General features: G+C 62.5%; 15 protein-coding genes. 12 read left to right on the forward strand and 3 right to left on the reverse strand.

All coding sequences use genetic code 11. The annotated features are described in order from the left end of the window. The 6 genes from O4H62_RS23335 to O4H62_RS23360 are packed head-to-tail and all read left to right on the forward strand — an operon-like array spanning position 1 to position 4,005. The gene (locus O4H62_RS23335; RefSeq protein WP_269391277.1) at positions 1 to 654 is read left to right on the forward strand and encodes an NADH:ubiquinone reductase (Na(+)-transporting) subunit D; all 654 of its coding nucleotides are present in this window, start codon (positions 1 to 3) and stop codon (positions 652 to 654) included. Then, the gene (nqrE, locus tag O4H62_RS23340; RefSeq protein ID WP_269391278.1) at positions 651 to 1,250 is read left to right on the forward strand and encodes an NADH:ubiquinone reductase (Na(+)-transporting) subunit E; all 600 of its coding nucleotides are present in this window, start codon (positions 651 to 653) and stop codon (positions 1,248 to 1,250) included. Before O4H62_RS23335 ends, nqrE begins: the two co-directional genes overlap by 4 nt. Beyond that, positions 1,247 to 2,467, forward strand: coding sequence for an NADH:ubiquinone reductase (Na(+)-transporting) subunit F (gene nqrF / locus O4H62_RS23345; RefSeq protein ID WP_269391279.1), 1,221 nt, complete (start codon positions 1,247 to 1,249; stop codon positions 2,465 to 2,467). The genes nqrE and nqrF overlap by 4 nt, the downstream gene beginning before the upstream one ends. A gap of 4 nt (positions 2,468 to 2,471) precedes the next feature. Continuing rightward, on the forward strand, positions 2,472 to 3,437 hold the full coding sequence (locus O4H62_RS23350; protein ID WP_269391280.1) for an FAD:protein FMN transferase: 966 nt from the start codon (positions 2,472 to 2,474) through the stop codon (positions 3,435 to 3,437). Between the two features lie 12 nt (positions 3,438 to 3,449). Continuing rightward, a complete protein-coding gene (locus tag O4H62_RS23355; RefSeq protein WP_269391281.1) occupies positions 3,450 to 3,614 on the forward strand; it encodes a hypothetical protein in 165 nt (54 codons plus the stop codon). Continuing rightward, positions 3,607 to 4,005: a CBS domain-containing protein gene (locus tag O4H62_RS23360; RefSeq protein WP_269391282.1), complete on the forward strand. Its 399-nt coding sequence runs from the start codon at positions 3,607 to 3,609 to the stop codon at positions 4,003 to 4,005. Before O4H62_RS23355 ends, O4H62_RS23360 begins: the two co-directional genes overlap by 8 nt. A 6-nt stretch (positions 4,006 to 4,011) precedes the next feature. Here the strand turns inward: O4H62_RS23360 and O4H62_RS23365 are convergent, their stop codons facing one another. Further along, positions 4,012 to 5,172 carry an acetate/propionate family kinase gene (locus O4H62_RS23365; protein ID WP_269391283.1) on the reverse strand — a complete coding sequence of 387 codons (1,161 nt, stop codon included), beginning with the start codon at positions 5,170 to 5,172 and terminating at the stop codon, positions 4,012 to 4,014. A 285-nt stretch (positions 5,173 to 5,457) separates the two neighbouring features. On the opposite strand from O4H62_RS23365, the gene O4H62_RS23370 reads away from it, so the two are divergent. The 6 genes from O4H62_RS23370 (at position 5,458) to O4H62_RS23395 (ending at position 12,064) form a co-directional block, all read left to right on the forward strand. Next, the gene (locus O4H62_RS23370) at positions 5,458 to 6,480 is read left to right on the forward strand and encodes a BMP family protein (RefSeq protein WP_430538511.1); all 1,023 of its coding nucleotides are present in this window, start codon (positions 5,458 to 5,460) and stop codon (positions 6,478 to 6,480) included. Then, positions 6,480 to 8,030 (forward strand): ABC transporter ATP-binding protein, encoded by a 1,551-nt coding sequence (locus tag O4H62_RS23375; RefSeq protein ID WP_269391285.1) that lies wholly within the window; start codon positions 6,480 to 6,482, stop codon positions 8,028 to 8,030. The genes O4H62_RS23370 and O4H62_RS23375 overlap by 1 nt, the downstream gene beginning before the upstream one ends. Next, positions 8,020 to 9,069, forward strand: coding sequence for an ABC transporter permease (locus tag O4H62_RS23380; RefSeq protein WP_269391286.1), 1,050 nt, complete (start codon positions 8,020 to 8,022; stop codon positions 9,067 to 9,069). The genes O4H62_RS23375 and O4H62_RS23380 overlap by 11 nt, the downstream gene beginning before the upstream one ends. A 1-nt stretch (position 9,070) precedes the next feature. Then, positions 9,071 to 10,015, forward strand: coding sequence for an ABC transporter permease (locus O4H62_RS23385; protein ID WP_269391287.1), 945 nt, complete (start codon positions 9,071 to 9,073; stop codon positions 10,013 to 10,015). Further along, the gene (locus O4H62_RS23390) at positions 10,012 to 11,301 is read left to right on the forward strand and encodes an amidohydrolase family protein (protein ID WP_269391288.1); all 1,290 of its coding nucleotides are present in this window, start codon (positions 10,012 to 10,014) and stop codon (positions 11,299 to 11,301) included. The genes O4H62_RS23385 and O4H62_RS23390 overlap by 4 nt, the downstream gene beginning before the upstream one ends. Before the next feature lie 97 nt (positions 11,302 to 11,398). Beyond that, positions 11,399 to 12,064, forward strand: a complete 666-nt coding sequence (locus tag O4H62_RS23395) for a hypothetical protein (RefSeq protein WP_269391290.1) — start codon at positions 11,399 to 11,401, stop codon at positions 12,062 to 12,064. 11 nt (positions 12,065 to 12,075) lie between these two features. Here the strand turns inward: O4H62_RS23395 and lysS are convergent, their stop codons facing one another. Both lysS and gltX read right to left on the reverse strand, forming a co-directional pair. Beyond that, entirely contained in the window at positions 12,076 to 13,572 is a 1,497-nt protein-coding gene (gene lysS, locus O4H62_RS23400) for a lysine--tRNA ligase (protein ID WP_269391291.1), read from the reverse strand. Between the two features lie 4 nt (positions 13,573 to 13,576). Further along, positions 13,577 to 15,049 (reverse strand): glutamate--tRNA ligase, encoded by a 1,473-nt coding sequence (gene gltX / locus O4H62_RS23405; protein ID WP_269391292.1) that lies wholly within the window; start codon positions 15,047 to 15,049, stop codon positions 13,577 to 13,579. Between the last annotated feature and the right edge of the window lie 39 nt (positions 15,050 to 15,088).

The raw sequence follows: 15,088 nt of genomic DNA on the forward strand, positions 1-15,088 counted from the left end.
ATGTCGCTCAAACACCATCTCATTAGCCCGCTGATCGGCAACAACCCGGTCACCCTGCAGATCCTGGGCATTTGCTCTGCTCTGGCTGTGACCACCACGCTGTCCACGGCAATCACCATGTCGGTGGCGCTGACCGTGGTGCTCTGCCTGTCGGGCGGTGTGATCAGCCTGATGCGGCATCATATTCCGCCCTCGATCCGGCTGATCATCCAGATCACCATCGTGGCTTCGATCGTCATCGTGATCGACCAGTTCATGCAGGCCTTCATGTTCGAGATGAGCAAGCGGCTGTCAATCTTTGTCGGGCTGATCGTGACCAATTGCCTGGTACTTGGCCGTGCGGAGGCCTTCGCCATGCGCAATCCGGTGCTGCCGAGCGTGCTCGACGGGCTTGGAAACGGCCTCGGCTACAGCCTGATCCTGCTGATTGTCGGGGCTTTGCGGGAGTTTCTTGGAACCGGCGGGTTGATGGGCGTTCCGCTGGTCTCGACCGTAGCCGAGGGCGGCTGGTTCGAGCCGCTTGGCCTGATGCAACTGGCGCCGAGTGCGTTCTTCATCCTCGGGCTTCTGGTCTGGCTGGTGCGGGTTCTGCGTCCCGAGCAAGTGGAGCAGCCTGAGTTCCGTCTGAAGGCCGCGGAGGACCGCCGGCCATGAGCGAGTTGCTGATCAAATCCATCTTTCAGGAAAATCTTGCGCTGTCGTTCTTCCTGGGGATGTGCACCTTTCTGGCCGTCTCCAAACGGGTGGATACGGCTGTCGGCCTCGGGCTGGCGGTCATCGTCGTGCAGGCAATTACCGTCCCGGTCAACTACCTGATCTTCAATTTGCTGCTGATCGAGGGCGCATGGGCCTGGGCCGGGCTGCCGGATATCGATCTGACCTTCCTGAAGCTGGTGAGCTTCATCGGCGTCATTGCCGCGATGGTGCAGATCCTGGAGATGACGCTGGACCGCTTTGCGCCGCGGCTCTACCGGGCGCTCGGCATCTTCCTGCCGCTGATCACGGTCAACTGCGCCATCCTCGGTGGCAGCCTGTTCATGGTCGAGCGCCATTATGATTTCGAGCAATCGGTCGTCTACGGTATCGGCAGCGGGGTGGGCTGGGCGTTGGCGATCATCATCTTCGCGGCCATTCGCGAGAGGCTCAAGTACAGCGACATGCCGAAGGGTGTCGAGGGACTGGCCAGTGCCTTCATCGTCACCGGCCTGATGTCCCTCGGTTTCTCGGCCTTCTCTCTGGTGACGCCATGACTGAGATTGTTCTTGGCATTGTCCTGCTGACGGTGATCGTGCTCGTGCTTGCGGTCACGGTGATGTTTGCCCGTTCGATCCTGTCGCCGTCGCGCCCGGCTGTGCTGACCGTGAACGGATCGAGCAGGTTTGACACCAGCACCGGGGTCAAGCTGCTGTCTGCGCTGAACGAGAATGGTATCCTCGTGCCATCGGCCTGTGCAGGTGCGGGCACCTGCGGCCTGTGCCGGGTCAAGATCCTCAAGGGCGGTTCCGCGCCGCTGCCGACGGAGGCCGCTCGGCTGACCAAGGCGGACCTCCGCGATCATTACCATCTCGCCTGCCAGGTGGTGATGCGCGGCGACATGGAAGTCGAAGTCGACAACGACCTGATGTCGGCGGAAAAATTCGTCTGCACGGTTGAAAGCGTGCGGGCGTTGACGCCGTTGATCCGGGAAATCGTGTTGCGTCAGCCCGACGGCATGAAGCTCGATATCGAGGCCGGGTCCTTCGTGCAGGTGACCGCCCCGCCGTTCGAGCAGAATTACTCGGAGATCGACGTGCCCGATGCCCACGCGGCGGTCTGGCAGACACTTAGGGCGCTCAAGGTGTCCAGTCCCGCACCGGTGACGCGGGCCTACTCGGTCTCCAACCGGCCGGAGGATACCGAAGCCGGACGGATCGTGCTCAACATCCGGCTGGCGCTGCCACCGCCGTCGCTTCCCGACGTGATGCCCGGCGTGGTTTCCTCCTGGCTGTTTTCGCTCAAGCCGGGAGACAGGGTCGATACTTCCGGGCCGTTCGGCAGCTTCCGGGCCCAACCCGGCGAGGCTGAAATGATCTTTATCGGCGGCGGTGTCGGCATGGCGCCGCTGCGCGCGATCATCTTCGACCAGCTGGAGCGGCTGAAGAGCAACCGCCGCATCAGCTATTGGTACGGCGCGCGCAACAAAGCCGATCTGCCCTATCAGGACGAGTTTGATGCGCTGGCCGAAAAGCATCCGAACTTCGGCTGGACGGTGGCGCTTTCCGACCCGCGCCCCGAAGACAACTGGCAGGGAAGCACCGGTTTTGTGCACATGGTGGCCTGGGAGAAGCATCTCCGGGATCATCCGGCGCCGGAGGCTTGCGAGTACTATCTCTGCGGACCGCCGATGATGATCCGGGCGGTGCTGGCGATGCTGGATGATGCCGGCGTCGACAAGTCCCATATCTTCACTGATGATTTCGGAGTCTGATGCCATGCGGATGACACGACGCCAATTCCTTGTCTCGACCGCGGCTGCGGTGGCCTGCACCACGCTTCCGGCGAATGCCGGAACGACCGGTATCGGCGGTCCGGCATTTGGAAGCACCTGGCGGGCGGTGCTGCCTGATGAAAGCAGATCGGCCGCTGTGCTCAAGCTGGTGGCTTCAGTCGTTGCCGAGATCAATCAGGCAATGTCGCCGTATCAGCAGCAATCGGAACTCTCTGCCTTCAATCGCGCGGAGACGCTTGACTGGCAGGGCTGCTCGAGACCGCTTGCCAATGTCGCGGCGCATGCGCTCGAGATGTCGCGTTTTACCGATGGCGCGTTCGATCCGACGATCGGTCCGCTGGTCAACCGTTTCGGATTTGGCCCCATCCACGGTGACCGGGTACATCCGGAAGACCTGTCGGTCTCGGCCAGCGGATTGCGCAAGCGAGTGCCCGGCCTGACGCTGGATTTGTGCGGGATCGCCAAGGGTTACGCGCTCGACAGGATCATTGAAGGCTTGCCGGCCGCCGGGGTGGAGACGGCCCTATTCGAACTTGGCGGCGAGGTCCGTACGCTCGGGCACCATCCGGACGGGCGGTCCTGGCAGGTCGGCATCGAACGGCCCGATGCCGAACCGGGTGTCATGGAGCGCATCGTTGCGCCCGGTCCGCTGGCACTGGCGACATCGGGAACCGGCAGGCAGAATATCAGCCTTGGCGGGGGCGGGGTCAGTCACCTGATCGACCCGCGGTCCGGTCGTCCGGTCGACGCCCTGCCGGCATCGGTGTCGGTGCTGGACTCCGCGGCGATGCGCGCCGACGCCCTGGCGACCGCGCTGATGGTCATGGGGATGGAGCGGGGGGCGGCGTTCGCCGAGACCCATTCCATCCCGGCGCTGTTTGTCCGGTTTGAGAAGGGCCGCAGCCAGGAGATCATGACCGGTGGATTCGACGCTTACGTGACCGCCTAGGAGGAACAGACGATGGAGACATTTCTGCTCGCATTCGGATTGATTCTGCTCTCCGTGCTCGGGCTGGCGCTGGGGGTTATCTTCGGACGTTCACCGCTGAAGGGATCGTGCGGGGGCCTGGCTTGCGCCAGCGGACTTTCCTGCAGCGGCTGCCGCAAGGGCCAGACCCATGAGTGAGCGACCCCGGATCAGGACCTATATGAGCCGTGAGCTGATCACGCTGACGCCCGAGATGGAGATCAACCGGGCCATGAACCTTCTGATCGACAACCGGATCTCCGGCGCGCCGGTCCTCGATGCGACAGGAAACCTGGTCGGCATGCTGTCTCAGAAGGACTGTCTAAAGGCGGCGCTGCACGCGAGCTATTTCAGGGAATGGGGCGACACCGTCGCCGACTACATGTCTTCAGAACCGGTGTCCCTGGATGCGGAACTCGATCTCGTGGAGGCTGCAGAAGCGTTTCTGGCGAGCAGCTTCCGGCGATTTCCGGTGATGTCCGAGGGACGGCTGGTCGGCCAGATCAGCCGGTCGGACCTGCTCCGGGCGCTGGCCGGCAACTGGCAATAGGCTAAATCACCCCAGCAGTCCGGCAATCGCCTGGGCGATGATCCGCTCTTCGTCCGCCTCGACGATAAAGGCGTGGTGCGCGCTTTCTATAGCTGTCAGCCGGCCCGCTCCAGCGGCATTGGCTTCCGCGTCCAGGTCGAAGCCGAGCCATGCGAGCCTTTCGAGAACCATGGCGCGGATGGGCGCGGCGTTCTCGCCGATGCCGCCGGAGAAGACCAGTGCATCGATACCGCCGAGACCAGCCGCCGCTCCGCCGATCTCCTGGACCAGCCGGTCGACGAACATTTCGACCGCGAAGGCGGCATCGGGCTGATCGCTGGCAAGAAGTGTTCGCATGTCGCCCGACAGGCCGGACACACCCGACAACCCGCTCTGGTGATAGAACAGCTTGCCGACGGCGGCTGTGTCGCCGCCATGCTTTTCGACCAGCCAGAGGACCGCGCCGGGATCGAGCCGACCGGGGCGCTGGCCCATCATCAGGCCGTCGAGCGGGGTGAAGCCCATCGAGGTCCAGAGGCTTTTTCCATCGATCATGCCGCAGATCGAGCAGCCATTGCCAAGATGACAGGCAATCACCCGGCCCGGGGAGAGGCCAAGGCCGGGCAGGCTCGCGGCGACATGCTCGTAGGACAGTCCGTGGAAGCCATAGCGAATGAGCCCATCCCTGGCGTAGCTCCGGGGAAGCGGCATTTCGCGGCGCACCGCGGCGATGCCGGTGTGGAACGCGGTGTCGAAGCAGGCGATCTGCGGAACGCCGGGAAGGGCTCGCGTGGCTGCGTCAATTCCGGCCAGATTATGCGGCTGGTGTCCTGGGGCCAGAGGAATGAGCTCGGCAATGCCCGCCCGGATGTCAGGATCGACGATAACGGGGGCGTTGAACCGCTCGCCGCCGTGGACGATGCGATGGCCGACACCCATGATCGTTCCGGCGCGGGGAAGGATGATTTCATTGATCAGGCGCGGCAGCACTCCGGCATGGCCTTGATCGGGCCCGCCAAAGTCCATCCGGTCGCCGGTCGATGTCTTCAGCTTAGGCGTCTGGCCGTGCCCGATCGCTTCGATGAGGCCGGAGAAACTGCGCTCGAATATCGGGGAGAAGACGGCGAACTTGATGGAGGACGAGCCGCAATTGAGCGCCAGCAGATTTCCATTCAAGCCGTCGGTCATCCAGATCCCCTCCTTACCTGTTGGCCGGCTCCGGGCCGGATATTGGGCCGATGTTACCGTTGTGCCGGATCGGGCGTGAGACGCAACCGAAAATCGGCGCTGGTCTGGCGGGTGCGCCGGTTTTGGCATGATCGACGGGAAGGAAGATGATTGTTCAAGGGGTGTGCACAGCAAGTATTACGCTGTTGCCAAGGCGGGACGCGCGTTTTATCTTTTGGTCAAAAATAACGACGGGTGCAGCTTAATCTTTGTCAAACAGGAGCGTCAGCCATGACAAGAACGACCATGTCCAGCCATTCCAATCTCCTCAAGCGCCGTCAGGTTCTCGCCGGCGCCGCTGCCGGCGCCGCCGCGCTGACCATGCCTGGTTTCATCGGCCGGGCGCGCGCCGAAGGGCCGCTCAAGGTCGCTGCGATCTACACCGTTCCGGTCGAACAGCAGTGGGTGAGCCGCATTCACAAGGCCGCCAATGCCGCCGTCGCCCGCGGCGACATCGAGTATGTGTTTTCCGAAAATACCTCGAACAACGACTACGAGCGCGTGATGCGCGAATATGCCGAGGCGGGTCACGATCTGATCGTTGGTGAGGTCTTCGGCGTCGAGGATGCTGCCCGGCAGGTCGCCGCGGACTATCCGGAAACCGCATTTCTGATGGGTTCGAGCTTCCTGCCCAAGGACGATGCACCGAACTTCGCGGTGTTCGACAACTACATCCAGGACGCATCCTACCTGTCCGGCATCATTGCCGGCGCGATGACCAAGTCGAACAATATGGGCTTGGTCGGCGGCTTCCCGATTCCGGAAGTCAATCGCCTGATGCATGCCTTCATGGCCGGCGTGAAGGAAACCGCGCCCGACACCAAGTTCCAGGTAGCCTTCATCGGCTCATGGTTCGACCCGCCGAAGGCAAAGGAAACCGCGTTCGCGCAGATCGATGGCGGTGCGGACATTCTCTATGCGGAACGCTTCGGTGTTTCGGATGCCGCCAAGGAAAAGGGCGTACTGGCAATCGGAAACGTGATCGACACGCAGACAGACTATCCCGAAACGGTGGTGGCTTCGGCCCTGTGGCATTTCGAGCCGACGCTCGACCATGCCATCGCGATGGTCAAGGCCGGCACGTTCAAGGCCGAGAATTACGGGGTCTATTCCTTCATGAAGGAAGGCGGCTGTTCGCTGGCGCCGCTCGGGACATTCGAGGGCAAGGTTCCTGAAGAAGCGATGAAGCTCGTCGCCGAGCGCGAAGCCGCGATCAAGGACGGCTCCTTCGTGGTCGAGATCAATGACGAAGAGCCCAAGTCCAACTGATGGACGCCAACAATGGCCAGGAGGCGGAGGCCGTTCTCCGCCTCACGGGCATCACCAAGAGATTTGGCCCGCTGGTTGCCAATGACGCCATTTCACTGTCGCTCAAGCGCGGCGAGGTGGTTGCGCTGCTCGGCGAGAACGGCGCGGGCAAGACCACGCTGATGAACATCCTGTTCGGCCATTACACCGCCGACGAAGGAGACATCGAGGTTTTTGGCAAGACGCTGCCGCCGGGGGATCCGCATGCCGCACTCGCGGCCGGCATCGGCATGGTGCATCAGCACTTCACGCTGGCCGACCAGATGACGGTGCTTGAAAACATCGTGCTGGGCACGCAGCCGCTCTGGTCGTTCAATCTGGGCAAAGGTGCGGCAAGGGAGAAGATCCGGCGGCTGGCAGCGGATTACGGGCTTGAGGTCGATCCGGACCGGATGATCACCGAGCTGTCGGTTGGCGAGCGGCAGCGGGTCGAGATCCTCAAGGCGCTCTATCGCGAGGCGCGGATCCTCATTCTCGACGAACCGACCGCGGTGCTCACGCCGATGGAAACCGAGGCGCTTTTCGCCACGCTGGCAAAGCTCGTGGCGGCGGGGCTTTCGGTGATCTTCATCTCGCACAAGCTTGGCGAAGTGCAGTCGGTTTCGGACCGGGTGGTGGTGCTGCGCGGCGGCAAGCTTGCCGGCGAGCGCAAGACCGCTGACGCGACACGGCGCGAACTGGCGGAACTGATGGTCGGTGGGCAATTGCCGGTCAACGAGATCGGTCCGTCCTCACCGCGCGAGTGTCTGTTCGAGCTCAAGGGAATTTCCACGCGCAGCCTGGGCGGTGCGGCGCTCAGGCAGGTTTCGATGCAGTTGCGCGGTGGCGAGATCACTGGTCTCGCCGGCATTTCCGGAAACGGGCAGGCGGCATTGGCGGCGCTTATATCGGGCACGCTGGAACCGGTAGAGGGCGAGATCATCGTGCATGGCGAAAAGGTCGAGCGATGGTCGCCGGGCGCCGCGCTGGAGCGTGGCCTTGGCCGCATCCCGGAAGATAGACACGCCACCGGCATGATCGGCGACATGAGCGTCGCCGAGAACGTGATATCCGAAGCCTATCGCAGCTCGCGTTTCTCGCGGTTCGGGTTTCTGGACTGGAAGGCAGCGGCTACCTTCGCCAATGACATCATCAAGGCCTACGACGTCAAATGTCCTTCGCCGGATGCGCGGGTGCGGCTCTTGTCCGGAGGCAACATGCAGAAGCTGATCCTTGGCCGGGCTCTGGACGGGGATCCCGATATCATCCTCGCCAGCCAGCCGACGCGGGGGCTGGACGTCGGAGCGGTGGCTTATGTTCATGCCCGCCTGATCGAGGCGCGCGACCGGGGAGCTGCGGTTCTGCTGATTTCAGAGGATCTCGATGAGATCCAGACCCTTTCCGACCGGATCCTGGTGATCCACCGCGGACAGCTTTCCAGGCCGTCGCTGCGTGGGGAGCTCAGCGTGATGGAACTGGGCGAACTGATGGCCGGGCACGGACACGACGAAGGGGCGAGCCATGCGGCTTGAACCGAGACCTGCCTCATCTGTTGCGGCCAGCATCCTCTGGCCGGCGGGAGCGATCCTGGCGACGGTGGTGTTTTCGTCGCTCCTTGTGATGATCGCCGGTGCGTCGCCGCTCACGGTGTTCTGGCTGGTGTTGAAGGGGGCTGCTGGCTCGCAGTTTGCGGCACTGGAAACGCTGACTCGGGCGACGCCGCTGATCTTCACCGGGCTTGCGGTGGCGGTGGCTTTCCGGGCCAAGCTCTGGAACATCGGGGCCGAAGCACAACTCTATCTGGGCGCGGTGATGACAGTGGTGATCGGCACCGGTGCGGTGACCCTGCCATCGGCGGGCCTGATCCCGCTGATCATGATCGCCGCGATGCTGACCGGTGCGCTCGCCCTGCTCGGTCCGGCTGTTCTCAAGACAAAATTCGGCGTGGACGAGGTGGTGACCACGCTGCTGCTCAACTTCATCGTTCTGCTGTTCGTCTCGATGCTGCTCGAAGGACCCCTGAAGGACCCGACGGGACTTGGCTGGCCCCAGTCCAAGCGGGTGATTGCGGACGCGCAATTGCCGCGGCTGATCAAGGGCAAGCGGCTGCATTTCGGTTTCATCCTGGCCATTATCTCGGCGATCGTGGTCTGGGTGATCATGAAGAAGACCACGCTCGGCTACGAGATGCGCGCCGTCGGGCACAACGCGGAAGCCGCGCGGTTTGCCGGCATCCCGGTCAATCGGGTGATCGTCAAGACGGCGTTGCTCTCGGGCGGGCTTGCGGCGCTGGCCGGGTTTTCCGAAGTGGCGGGGCTGAAGGGTAACCTGACGCTCGACCTGTCGCCGGGCTATGGTTACACCGGTATTGTCGTCGCCATGCTGGCCATGCTGAACCCGCTCGGCGTGATTGCCGCCGCGATCTTCGTGGCGGGCATCTTTGTCGGCGCCGACGCGATGAGCCGCAGCGCCAATGTGCCGAGCTACATTGCCGAGGTCATGGTGGCGACGTCGCTTCTGACCATGGTCGCGGCAATCATGCTGATGCGCTACCGCGTGCGCTGGAGGTGACATGAACGAAGCGCTTGAGATTCTGTTCACCGCCAGCTTCTGGGTTGCCGCGATCCGGATCGCCTCGCCGCTGATCTTCGCCACCATGGGAGAGCTTATCTGCGAGCGGGCGGGTGTGCTCAACCTGGGGATCGAGGGGATCATGGTGGCCGGCGCCTTCACCGGTTGGTTCACGGTCTATATGGGCGGGGATCTGTGGACCGGCGTGCTCGTCGCCGCGCTGACGGGTGCCATGTTCGGGCTGCTGCACGGCTTCCTCACCGTGCCTCTGGGGCTGTCGCAGCATGTCACCGGGATCGGGATCACGCTGCTTGCCTCGAGCCTGACCTATTTCACCTACCGGATCCTGCTGCCCGAAGTTTCCTCGCCGCCGAAGATCGAGCCGTTCCAGCCCTTCGCGGTCCCCGTATTGTCTGACATTCCGGTGTTGGGGCCGACGCTTTTCAACCAGACGCCGCTCACCTACCTCGCCTATTTCACCGTCGCGGCAGTTGCCTTCGTCTTCTACCGGACGCCGGTGGGCGTGGCGGTGCGGGCGGTGGGCGAAAATCCGTCAGCGGTCGAGGCGCAGGGCATTTCGGTGACCGCCGTACGGATCGGGGCCGTCATGGTGGGCTCGGCGCTGATGGCGATCGGCGGTGCGTTTCTCACCATGTCGGCCTTCAACTCGTTCTTCTTCGAGATGATCAACGGGCGTGGCTGGATCGCCATCGCACTGGTGGTGTTCGGCTCCTGGCGGCCGGGCAAGGCGCTGATTGGCGCCATCCTGTTTGCCGCCTTCGACGCCTATCAGGTGCGGCTGCAGCAGATTACCGGCGGCGTCATTCCCTACCAGATCTTCCTGATGATGCCGTTCGTGCTGTCGATCGTGGCGCTGGTCGTCGTCGCCCGGCGCGCGACCTATCCGAAGGCGCTGATGATCCCCTACCAGAAAGGCGAGAGATGAGCTTTGACACCTTGCTAAAGGGCGGCGTGCTGCCCGACGGGACGACCGCGGATATCGCCATCAGCGACGGGCGGATCGCAGCGATTGCGCCGGCGATCGAAGCCGAGGCGGGCGAAACCATCGATATCGCCGGCAACCTGGTGTCGCCGCCATTCGTCGATCCGCATTTTCACATGGATGCGACGCTGTCCTACGGTCTGCCGCGGATCAATGCATCGGGTACGCTGCTCGAAGGCATCGGCCTCTGGGGTGAGCTCAAGCCGCTTCTGACCCATGAGGCAGTGAAGGAGAGGGCGCTCGCCTATTGCGATTGGGCCGCCTCGATGGGGCTGCTCGCCATCCGCACCCATGTCGATGTCTGCGATGACCGGTTGCTTGCTGTCGAGGCACTGCTCGAGGTCAGACAAGAGATCGCCTCCTACATCGATCTGCAACTGGTCGCGTTTCCACAGGACGGTCTTTACCGGTCTCCCGGCGCCCGGGAAAATACCATCCGGGCGCTTGATCTCGGCGTCGATGTTGTCGGCGGCATTCCGCATTTCGAGCGCACGATGGCGGACGGGCGCGCCTCGGTGACCGAGCTCTGCGAAATTGCGGCCGAGCGCGGGTTGATGGTCGACATGCACTGCGATGAGACCGACGATCCGTTGTCGCGGCATATCGAACAATTGGCCTATGAGACCCAGCGGCTCGGACTGCAGGGACGGGTGGCGGGATCGCATCTGACCTCGATGCACTCGATGGACAATTACTATGTCTCAAAGCTGCTGCCGCTGATCGCCGAGGCAGAAGTGGCGGCGATCCCCAATCCGCTGATCAACATCACGCTGCAAGGGCGTCACGACACCTATCCGAAACGGCGCGGAATGACGCGGGTGCCGGAAATGCTCAAGCACGGCATCCGGGTCGGGTTCGGGCAGGATTGCGTGCTCGATCCCTGGTATTCGCTGGGCACAGCCGACATGCTGGATGTCGCCTTCATGGGGCTGCACGTGGCGCAGATGACCAGCCCGGATGACATGCGGCGCTGCTACAATATGGTGACCACCGAAAGTGCCGCGATCATGGGGCTTGAGGACTATGGCCTGGAAGTAGGCAAGCGCGCCGATCTGGTCGTGCTCGACGCCGGCAATCCGATCGAGGCGATCCGCTTGCGGGCGACGCGGCTGATGGTGATGGCGCGCGGCAAGGTGATCGCCCGGCGCCAGCGATCCCCGATGCGGCTGGAGATCCCCGGAAGGCAAGCCGACATTGATCGCCGTTTCAGAATTCCGGATCCGACCTGATCCGGATTGAAGCACAGCTTAATAAACAGGGTTAATACTTACGTAAGGGCGTTTGGCTACACTAAGCAGAGTTGTTCTGCGTCAAGGGTATCCAGTTATGGCAGCCGCCAAGCGTAAATTATCCCATGCTTTCCGAATTTCCCGCAAGCTTGCTTTGCTTTCAGGTGGATTTCTGTTCGTCCTCGGCGCATCCGGTACCGCCGCACTGGTTTTTGCTCCGGCGAACATGATCCCGGGCTTCAAGGAGGAGACCCGGGGGCACTGCAAGACGGTCTACCAGTCCGAATTCAGGCGCGGCAAGGAGAAGCGCCTGATCGCTGTCATCTCCGGCGATGATCTTGAGCCAAGGGAACGGGTGAAGACCGGCCTGCGGGTGGCGCGCCATCTTTCCGAAACGGTCAATTCCGATCTCGTCATCGTCCAGGTGGCCGACCATCGCGGCCCGACGGCGAGAGCCCAGCTTCGCGGTGCCGCTATCGGCGCCGAAATCGTTTACGCCCCGGTCCCGACGAAGTCGCTTGCGGTGACGCAGCCGTGGGAGGTGCGTTTCGTCAACACTCTACCTGCAAGCACCGGCTATTATTTTGGCGAACGCGTGGACATGCCGCAGTCCGACATCGAAGCCATCATCCACGAAATCGAAAAGGTCGAGGGATGTGACGGCGATGTGGTCGAAGAAGAGGCCAAGACCGCTTCCGCCGCTGGTCACGGCGAACCGGCAAAGGCAGGCCATGGCGAGCCGGCGAAGCCGGCTGGCCACTGATCCCTGCGGATTTATTCGCCGCGCGACTTGCGGGCGGGGAACAGGATCACGTCCCGGATTGACGGCGCGTTGGTCAGAAGCATGATCAGCCGGTCGACGCCGATGCCCAGGCCACCTGCCGGAGGCATGCCTTGGTCGATGGCATCGAGGAATTCCTCGTCGAGCTGCTTCTCGATCTCGCCGCGCGCATGCGCCTGCTCGAGCTGCTCGACCATGCGCTTGCGTTGTTCTTCCGGGTCGTTGAGCTCGGAGAACGCGTTGCCCAGTTCCCAGGCGTTGCAATAGGTCTCGAACCGCTCGACCAGGCGCGGTTCGCCCGGCACTTCCTTTGCGAAAGGTGAGATGTCCTTGGGGAAATCGATCACGTGTGTCGGCTGGATCAGTGTAGCCTCGACCTTTTCCTCGAAGATGAAAGCCAGGCACTCACCCCAGGTCCAGTCGTCCTCGATCTCGAAACCGGCCGCCTTCGATGCCGCGCGGGCTTCCTCGTCGGTGGCAATCGCGCGGAAATCGATGCCGGTCGCTTCCTTGACCGCGTCCGGCATGGCAACCCGGCGGAACGGACCCTTGAAGGACATGGTGGTCTCGCCATAGATCACGTCGGTCGATCCGTGGATCGACAAGGCCAGCTTCTCGAACAGCCGTTCCACCAGACCCATGATGTCCTCATAGTCGGCATAGGCCCAGTAGCATTCAAGCATGGTGAATTCGGGATTGTGCCGGGTCGACACGCCTTCGTTGCGGAAGTTGCGGTTGACCTCGAACACCTTGTCGGTCAGGCCGGAGACCAGCGCGCGCTTGAGATAGAGTTCCGGCGCGATGCGCAGGTACATGTCGAGCTTGAGCGTGTTGTGATGGGTCTTGAAAGGCTCCGCCGTGGCCCCGCCATAGACGGAATGCAGCATCGGCGTCTCGATCTCCATGAAGCCTTCGTCTTCCATGAAGCGGCGGATGCCCGAGACGATCTTCGAGCGCTGCTGGAAACGGAGCTTCGAATCCTCGTTGCTGAGAATATCGAGATGGCGCTTGCGGTAGCGAAGTTCGATGTCGGAAACGCCATGCCATTTTTCCGGCATCGGCAGCAGCGACTTGGTCAGCATGGTGATTTCGTGGGCGTTGACCGTCAGCTCGCCGCGCTTGGTGCGGCGGACTTCGCCGGTGACACCGATGATGTCGCCCATGTCGATCAGCGGCAGCAGCGCGCGGGCGTCTTCCGGCGTGGTGTCCTTGTGGCTGAAGATCTGAACCTTGCCGGAGGCATCATGGATATCCATGAACATGCCCGAATTGCGCGACGAATAAACCCGTCCTGCGACCGTGATGATGTCGCCAGTCAGCGTATCGGGCTCGATGTCGGCGTATTTTTCCGCAAGTTCCTGGTTGGTCATGGTGCGGTGAAAATGCGCCGGGTAAACCTCGGCAACCATCTCGCGCAGCTTGGCGAGCTTCTGCGCGCGCACTTCGGTGACGTCGGACGAGAGGCCGGGTTCGGTTGTCTTGTCGTTCATTGTTCTACCCGTTGTTTGCTTGGGCCGCGTCGACGCCGGCCTTGACCGCTGTTTCAGCCTGCTTCAGGCGCTGGCGCACGACAGACCGTCCGAGAATGGACATGGAATCGAAAAGCGGCAAGGACCGCGAAGAGCCGGAGACAGCAATGAAAAGCGGCGCCAGCAGGTTTCTGAGCTTGATGTCGCTGCGCTCGGAAATGGCGCGGAGTTCGGCCTCGATGCTTTCCGCGTTCCATTCGAAGATCTTCTCCAGATCAGGCTGAACCGTCTGCAGGATCTGGAGGACGTCTTCGAGCGAGACTTTCTTGATGTTGGCAAAGTCGGCTGCCGTCAGTCCCAGGTCGCCCTTCAGCAGGAAGCCGGTCAGGTCGGGAAGATCCGACAGCTTGGTGATGCGCGACTGCGCCAGCTTCATGCCTTCGCGGAAACGACCGTTTTCCTGGGCCCAGGCCAAGACGCGGGAGATGAAATCCTCTTCGGACACGCTCTCGCGCAGCCAGCGGCCGTTGAGCCAGTCGAGCTTCTGCAGGTCGAAGATCGCGCCGGCCTTGGACAGGTTCTCCGGATCGAAGTTTTCGACCAGCTGATCCATTGTCAGCAGTTCCTCGCCCTCGGCGATCTGGATGAAGAACAGGCCGAGGAAGTTCATCAGCGCTTCGGGCAGGAAACCCAGCGCCGCATAGTAGGAAATCGAGGTCGGGTTCTTGCGCTTGGACAGCTTCGACTTGTCGGCGTTGCGCATCAGCGAAAGATGCATGAACACCGGCGGCTCGAGGCCCAGATACTGGTAGATCAGGATGTGCTTGGGCACCGAAGCCAGCCATTCCTCGCCACGGGCAACATGGGTGATCTTCATCAGGTGGTCGTCAACCACATTGGCCATGTGATAGGTCGGCATGCCGTCGGCCTTGAGCAAGACCTGCATGTCGACGGCTTCCCAGGGAATTTCGACCTCGCCGTAGACGCCGTCGACAAACTTGCAGGCGCCTTCGGTGGGGATCTTCATCCGCACCACTGATGGTTCGCCCGCATTCATGCGGGTGGTGACTTCCTCCGCCGTGAGGCTCAGGCAGCGGCCGTCATATTTCGGCGGCTTGCCGGCCGCGCGCTGGGCGGCGCGCATCTCGTCGAGACGCTCGGGCGTGCAGAAGCAGCGGAAGCCGTGACCGTTTTCAACGATCTTGTCGACATAGGGACGGTAGATGTCCTTGCGTTCGCTCTGCCGGTAAGGTCCGTAGGGGCCGCCGATATCGGGGCCTTCCGACCATGAAAGGCCGCACCATTTCAGCGCGTCGAGAACCTTCTGTTCAAACTCCGGCGTCGAGCGGGCGGCATCGGTGTCCTCGATGCGAAGAATGAATTCGCCGCCGTTCTTCTTTGCAAACAGATAGTTGAACAGCGCGATGTAGGCGGTTCCGACATGCGGCTCGCCAGTCGGAGACGGTGCGATGCGCACCCGCGTTGCAGTGTTGGCCATGTTGTGTTCGCCCGCTTTCAGGTCCGGTTGAATGATGCG

Origin of the sequence: Parahoeflea alexandrii (assembly GCF_027214025.1) — a bacterium.
Lineage (GTDB): Bacteria > Pseudomonadota > Alphaproteobacteria > Rhizobiales > Rhizobiaceae > Hoeflea > Hoeflea alexandrii_A.